Below are 6374 nucleotides of genomic sequence, written 5' to 3'. Positions count from 1 at the left end.
TTGCGCGAATATCTCTTTGGAAGTTGGGAAATGTGTTGGTTGGGTTACAATACCGCAAGAGATTTTATCCTGACACCTATACCTGCGGAAACACCGCTAAATAACTTTGGTTATCCTTATGGCGAAGTAGAGGAAAATGTGTTGGATTATTATGACGCAAAAGGTTTTTCTTATTCTTACATTTCTGTTGAAAAATAACCAATGAAAGCAAAGATTGGCTTAATTGTTTCGTTTAGCCTAGGGGTGTTGGCGAGCATTTGTTGCTTACCCGCACTCCTTTTTCTGTTGTTTGGATTCTCGTTTGGAATCGCAGGCGTGGAGTTTCTTGCTCCTTATCGTTTGATTTTGAGTGTGTTATCTTGCTTGTGTTTTGTCTTGTATTTTTATTTTGGAATTTTAAAATGCGATTGTGCAAAAACTTGCAAAAGAAAAAAGAGCGTGAGTGGCTTTTTTTGGCTGTTGGTTTTGTTCTGCATTTTGTTTTACCCAGAAATTTTAGGTTGGATTTATGAATAAAGCTTTGTTTTTATTGTTATTATGTGGCGGATTGATGTTTGGAGGAGAATATAAAATTTATGTGGAGGGTATGCACTGCCCGCTTTGCACGGCAATGGTGAGAAAAGCACTCTTAAAAGTGGAGGGAGTTACAAGTGCAAAAGCCTCCTTGAAAGATAAAATTGCCAAAGTAGAATGCAGGGACAATATTCCAAAAGAAAAACTCCTAGAAGCTGTTGCAACGACGGGTTATAATGGAGTGTTTGTTGATTAATCTAGCCATTGCGTCCTCACGAACGCAGTGGAGCAATCCAAATAAAAGAACTCGTCCCTTAAGATTCCATTGTAAAATTTGTGCGCTCATATTTAGTTGATTTACTTGCTCTATAAGGTTTATGCTGCCTAATTTTAGAATCCTTATTAGCAGGAATAAAGTAAATCTGTGGGTAAAAAATCAAATCCACAAGAATAATTGTGCCAATAGAATGAAGATTTTGGTATGATATTTGCTTATGTCAAAAGTAATGGAGTGGAAAATTTGTAGGGAACAAATAGAAGGATAATTATGCTGACTTTTGATTCTTTTGCAAGTTGCAATCCCCAACATTATCAGAATCTCTCTCCAAAACTTAAAATAGAAAAATCTCCCAATGTCCTTGTGAATAAAAACACAATGGATTGGATTTTGCAAACTTTGCTTTTTCACTCGCCCTCTATCCACAATGCAAATCTTACAATTTCAAGCACTTTTTCGCATTCTAAAAGTCAAGAATCTAGTTTAAGCGAAGAAAATATTTTGCTAGAAATTTTTAAATTTAGCCAATTTTATCGGCGCATTCAACGCATAAATCATTCAAAATTCCTAATGGAGCAAAGCGAATTTCTAAGACAAATAGAGAGAAAAATAAAGCATTATGCGTATTTGTCTATCACACAGCAAGAAGCACAAGAGGCGCAAGATTTTATTTATTTGCAAATGAATAAACAAATGTTGCAACTCCACAAAGAGAATCCAAAACTTTTAAAAGAAACGATGGACAAAGTCTATCAATTCTACACAAAAAAAGAGAGCTTCAATAATCCCTTGTTTTTGGATTCTAACGAATCAAGGATTATAGAGATTCTATCAGAATACGGCATTCAAGCAGAATCTAAGGATTTGGAAAATCTCTTTATAAATTATTTATCTACTTTGCCAAAAATCATCAAGGATTCCACTAAAAATGGTGAAATAGAAACGAAATGCTTAAAAGAAATAGAACAAAACATTAATGCTTTTAGGATTCATCAAGTAGAGCTTATAGGATTTGGCTTTTTTGTTCCTCTTGTGGAAAAATTTTCACAAAAAGAGCAAGAAACAATAGTGGATTCTATCGCAAAGGTATTGTCGTTTTATTTGCAACCAAATTCTATGGAAAAGGGCGGTTACAAAATCTCTTGGCAACCTCCACAACCAAATATTTTGGATTATGATTTGCTTCCCTCATTGCTTAAAAGCACAGAAAATGCGGAAATAAAGATTGAATTTCAAGTGTTAATCGTGTTTCCTACGAGATTCCAAAATAAATTTAAATCCTAAAGTCCTTAAGCCCTTTTTTCTATACGACTTGCTTCACCAATGAGCTTGAGATTTTGTTCGTGGAAATCCAATGATTTTTGCATTTGATAGCTACAATGTGCAATTATGTTGCTTTGTATGCCAGAATCTGCATTTGCAGATTTTTCATAAACCTGCAAAACAGCTTGTGTCGTGCCATATTTTAGCACTTCCTCTCTATAAGCATAAACAAAATTTTGCGTTATCAGAGTAAAGCCAAAATATTAGGCGTCTCCTCATCAAAATATTCTTGATAAACCATTTCATTTTCTAGAATGATTTTGCCGTCCTCTCCGCCGCTTTGAATGTGCCAATAGGTTTCGATAATATTTGCGTGTTCAAAAATCGGATTTTTCTCTCTCGTGCTTAAATCCGCTTCAAATGTAGAGAAAAACGCATTAATCCAAGCCACTCCTTTCGTGCTGCTGCTCTGAAGTTACTTGCACTTTCCCATACTGCTTGAGCGCGGTCTAAGAGCAAATCACTTTTTTCATTGATAGTGTGGGGAAGCAAACTCGCAAGCATTTCTGCTTTGTTTGTAAGCTCGTTTTTGAGGGTTTGCATTGTGGAATCTAAATGAGTAAATTGCTCTTGAATGCCTAAGAGCAAATGCAATTTTGGGTCATTTGGGTCTTTTGTTGTCGCATACAATTCCTCTAACTTCTCGTTCATTAGTTCGCTGATGACAGAGATACTGCGCGGATAGGAGAGGGGATTGAGTTCCTCTGAAGCGAGCTTTGCTTTGTCTAGGGATTTTAAAAACTCGCTAGAGTGCGAGAAGGCAAAAAACTTTAAATCTTGTGTTGGAGTTTGGGATTCAAAGCAATTTCATTTAGCGGGATAAAAGATTCTTCTTGAGGGGAAGTTTGTGATTCTGTGGGGTTGGCAAGCAAAAGCGTGTCAAAATTGCTCGCAGATTCTACCTTATGTAGGCAATCAAAAAAGATTCCATCGCAAGATTTTATTTTGCAAAGTTATAGATAACGCAACACGCAATTATTATTCCAATGCGTAAGCTTTGAATTTTTCTCCTCGTTCTTTATAGGAGCTAAATTGGTCTAAACTTGCCGCAGCAGGAGAGAGTAATGCGACATAATTTCGTGCTTTAAGGCTTTGTGTCGCAAAAATTTCTTTGATTTGGCGCACAGCAACTTCTAAAGTATGACAGGCGTAGCAGGGGGTATTTGCGGATTTTGCGAGTGCGCAGAGTTTATCCGTATTGCTACCAATCGCAAAAATTTCAATTTGGCATTGCGAAATAAGTCCAAAAAGTGGGGTTAAATCCGCCCCTTTGTCATCTCCCCCGAGAATCAATAATATTTTTAACTCCTGATAGTATTTAATGGCTTCCATTGTCGCGTCCAGATTCGTTCCTTTGCTATCATCTACCCAAAGATTCCCTGCCTTGTCGTAAAATTCCTCTATTTTATGCGCACCAATTTTAAAGGAGTTTAAAAGTGTATAGTCTTGAGTAGAAAACAAAATCTCACTTGCGCTCATCGCAAGCGTAGCGTCCAACAAGAAAGGTTCTTTAAAGGCAATCGCACTTAAATTTAGGCGAAAAATATTTGCTAAATCCTGTGAATCTTGATAAAAGATAAGATTTGCAAGGGATTGCTTGCAAAAAGAATGCGATTCCAAACTTTTGGGTAGAATCGCAACTTCTTTTTCTCTCAAAAATAAAATGGGTTTGAGTTTGTCTGTAATATAGTTTTCATAGCTTCCGTGCCAGCTAATATGGTCTTGCGTAATCGGCAAAAGCAAATATAAAATAGGTTTGGCAATCTGCGTATAATGGAGGGTAAAAGAGCTAGTCTCAAGTATCCAAAAGGGTGCATTTGTATCAAGTTTTGCTAAAGGTGTGCCGATATTACCTCCGCTTTGCGCACCAAAAGATTGTAGCAAATGTGTAAGCATTTGCGTGGTAGTGGTTTTGCCATTTGTGCCGCTAATCCACACAGAGGGAGGCATTGTGGGCGCAAAAAAGTCATATTCGCTTAAAAGTCGTGCTTTAGGGTGTGCCGCAACAAAATCCAATGCGGTTACAATCATCGCATTACTAGGTGGAATCCCGGGGCTTGTGATAATGGAAGCTTCAGGATTCTGCACCAAGACTTCGCTTAGACTTTCGCTTGGAAGCAAGAGATTGCCCAAAGCATCTTGACTTTTTTGCGTGAAACTATCATCTAGTGCAATACAAGGCGAAAAAGATTCTGCAATTGCGCGATTCGTTCCCCCAAATCCTAAAAGTATTAACATAAATTTACCTTATTTTCAAAGTTAAAAGAGCAATGAGATTACTCATCAGAGCGACAATCCAGAATCGCACGATGATTTTGCTCTCATTCAAGCCTTTTTCCTCAAAGTGATGATGTAAGGGTGCCATTAAAAAAATCTTTTTACCACGCGTTTTATAGCTTCCAATCTGTAAAATTACCGATAGTGCTTCCACAACGAAAATAAATCCAATAAGGAAAAGTAGAATCTCATTCTTGGACACAATCGCCATATAAGCGATAAAACCACCCAAGCTTAGAGAGCCACTATCTCCCATAAAGACTTGCGCAGGGTGGCAGTTATACCAAAGGAATCCAATCAGTGCGCCAATTAGTGCAGAGGAGAGAATCACAAGCTCACTGCTATCTAAGACTTTGGGATAAAGCAAATAAGCACTTAAGCCCGAATGTCCTGCGACATAGACAAACACGCTAAGAGAAGTCAGCGCATAAATAGATGGAATCGCAACAAGTCCATCTAGTCCGTCCGTAAGATTGACTGCATTGCTTGTAGCAATAAAAACAAGTGTCCAAAACAAGATTCCAAGAAGATTCCAATCAAACAAAGGATTCTTGAAAAAGGGTAAATAAAATTCCGAATTTAAGCCAACTAGATACAATCCGCACGAGAGGATAAGACTAATGACAATCTGCAACAAAAACTTAGTTTTTGCACTCATTCCGGCGTTTTTGCGTTGTGTTATTTTAGAATAATCGTCGCTGATTCCAAGCATTGCAAAGCAAAGCAAAGTTGCGATTCCAAGCAAGATATAGATATGATTGAGTTTGGCACAAAGCAGAGTTGAAAGCAAAGTTGTGCAGACAAATACGATTCCACCCATTGTGGGAGTATGGATTTTTTGTTGGTGGTTTTTGGGGGCAAATTGCGAAATCGGTTGGAATGCGTGTTGATTTGCCCATAAAATATAATAGGGCATTGCAAAGATTGTGAGCAAAAGAGCTATAAAAAACGCAATTGCAGAACGCACGGTAATATATTGAAAAAGATTGATGTCAAACAAAGAATAAAGATAATATAACATAAGCCCAAACTTAACTAGATGAAATTTTAAGAAAAATTAGATAGGATTCTACCTAAAATAACTTTAAAATTTGGGAAAATCTATAATGAAAGCTGTTTTGGTTATCACAGATGGAATCGGGTATAGTAAAAAGCAAGAATATAACGCATTTTTTGCGGCAAAAAAGCCAACTTATGACAAATTGTTTCAAGAAGTTCCCTTTGGAATGATTCACACTTATGGATTGTCTGTTGGCTTGCCAGAGGGGCAAATGGGAAATTCTGAAGTAGGGCATATGAGCTTGGGTAGTGGGAGGATTCTCTATCAAGATTTAGTCAAAATCAACAAGGCAATCCACGAAAATACTTTAATGCAAAATCCTGCTCTAAATTGTCTTAAAAATTGCAAACGTGTGCATTTGGTGGGATTGTTAAGTGATGGTGGTGTGCATTCACATATTCAGCATATTTTAGCTCTTGCGTTAGGCTTAGAATCGCAATATGAAGTGTTGTTGCATTTGATTACTGATGGACGTGATGTGCCACCCAAAAGCGCACCAAAGTTTGTGCGTGAGGTAGAATCGCAAATTGAAGGTAAAAGGATTCGGATTGCAAGCCTTAGCGGACGCTATTATGCAATGGATAGGGACAATCGTTGGGAGCGCGTAGAAAAGGCTTATAATGTTATCGCACTAGGCGAAAATACGCAGACGCTTACCCCACAAGAATATTTGCAATCGCAATTTAAGGAGGGTATTTTTGACGAATTTATCTTGCCTGCAAGTTTTTGTAAGGATTTCACAGAAGATTCTCCAAATAAAATCCAAGCAAGCGATGGCTTGATTTTTGTAAATTTTCGTAGTGATAGGGCGCGAGAAATTGTCAATGCGCTAGGAAATGCAAGCTTTAACGCATTTGTGCGCAAAAGTTTTGTAGAGATTCCACTTGTTACGATGACTCCTTATGATAAATCTTTTTCCTTTCC

General features: G+C 37.5%; 9 protein-coding genes and 1 pseudogene. 5 read left to right on the top strand and 5 right to left on the bottom strand.

Annotation, left to right across the window (positions count from 1 at the left end; genetic code table 11):
• From Q1553_RS06180 to Q1553_RS06165, 4 genes and pseudogenes are all read left to right on the top strand, one after another.
• Positions 1–198: pseudogene (locus Q1553_RS06180) on the top strand (transglutaminase domain-containing protein); the annotation flags it as partial.
• A 3-nt stretch (positions 199–201) separates the two neighbouring features.
• Positions 202–516, top strand: a complete 315-nt coding sequence (locus Q1553_RS06175) for an aryl sulfotransferase (RefSeq protein WP_297577952.1) — start codon at positions 202–204, stop codon at positions 514–516.
• Positions 509–769 carry a cation transporter gene (locus Q1553_RS06170; RefSeq protein WP_115551444.1) on the top strand — a complete coding sequence of 87 codons (261 nt, stop codon included), beginning with the start codon at positions 509–511 and terminating at the stop codon, positions 767–769. The genes Q1553_RS06175 and Q1553_RS06170 overlap by 8 nt, the downstream gene beginning before the upstream one ends.
• Before the next feature lie 291 nt (positions 770–1060).
• A complete protein-coding gene (locus Q1553_RS06165) occupies positions 1061–2074 on the top strand; it encodes a hypothetical protein (RefSeq protein ID WP_115551443.1) in 1014 nt (337 codons plus the stop codon).
• Between the two features lie 5 nt (positions 2075–2079).
• On the opposite strand, the gene Q1553_RS06160 is transcribed toward Q1553_RS06165, so the two are convergent.
• The 5 genes from Q1553_RS06160 to mraY all read right to left on the bottom strand — a co-directional run bounded on the left by Q1553_RS06160 (position 2080) and on the right by mraY (position 5411).
• Positions 2080–2262, bottom strand: coding sequence for a hypothetical protein (locus tag Q1553_RS06160; protein WP_115551442.1), 183 nt, complete (start codon positions 2260–2262; stop codon positions 2080–2082).
• A 35-nt stretch (positions 2263–2297) separates the two neighbouring features.
• Positions 2298–2504, bottom strand: a complete 207-nt coding sequence (locus tag Q1553_RS06155; protein ID WP_115551441.1) for a hypothetical protein — start codon at positions 2502–2504, stop codon at positions 2298–2300.
• Positions 2459–2764, bottom strand: coding sequence for a hypothetical protein (locus Q1553_RS06150; RefSeq protein ID WP_300706705.1), 306 nt, complete (start codon positions 2762–2764; stop codon positions 2459–2461). The genes Q1553_RS06155 and Q1553_RS06150 overlap by 46 nt, the downstream gene beginning before the upstream one ends.
• Positions 2765–3091: 327 nt before the next feature.
• Positions 3092–4351, bottom strand: coding sequence for a UDP-N-acetylmuramoyl-L-alanine--D-glutamate ligase (gene murD / locus Q1553_RS06145; protein ID WP_297577948.1), 1260 nt, complete (start codon positions 4349–4351; stop codon positions 3092–3094).
• A 4-nt stretch (positions 4352–4355) separates the two neighbouring features.
• The gene (mraY, locus tag Q1553_RS06140) at positions 4356–5411 is read right to left on the bottom strand and encodes a phospho-N-acetylmuramoyl-pentapeptide-transferase (protein WP_115551439.1); all 1056 of its coding nucleotides are present in this window, start codon (positions 5409–5411) and stop codon (positions 4356–4358) included.
• An 85-nt stretch (positions 5412–5496) separates the two neighbouring features.
• On the opposite strand from mraY, the gene gpmI reads away from it, so the two are divergent.
• Positions 5497–6374, top strand: an 878-nt coding sequence (gpmI, locus tag Q1553_RS06135) for a 2,3-bisphosphoglycerate-independent phosphoglycerate mutase (RefSeq protein ID WP_300842819.1), incomplete at its 3' end; no start/stop codon positions are given.

Source organism: Helicobacter sp. UBA3407 (assembly GCF_949747025.1).
GTDB lineage: Bacteria > Campylobacterota > Campylobacteria > Campylobacterales > Helicobacteraceae > Helicobacter_D > Helicobacter_D ganmani.
Note: the sequence above shows the minus strand (reverse complement) of the source record. Positions and strands in the feature narration are given on the sequence as shown.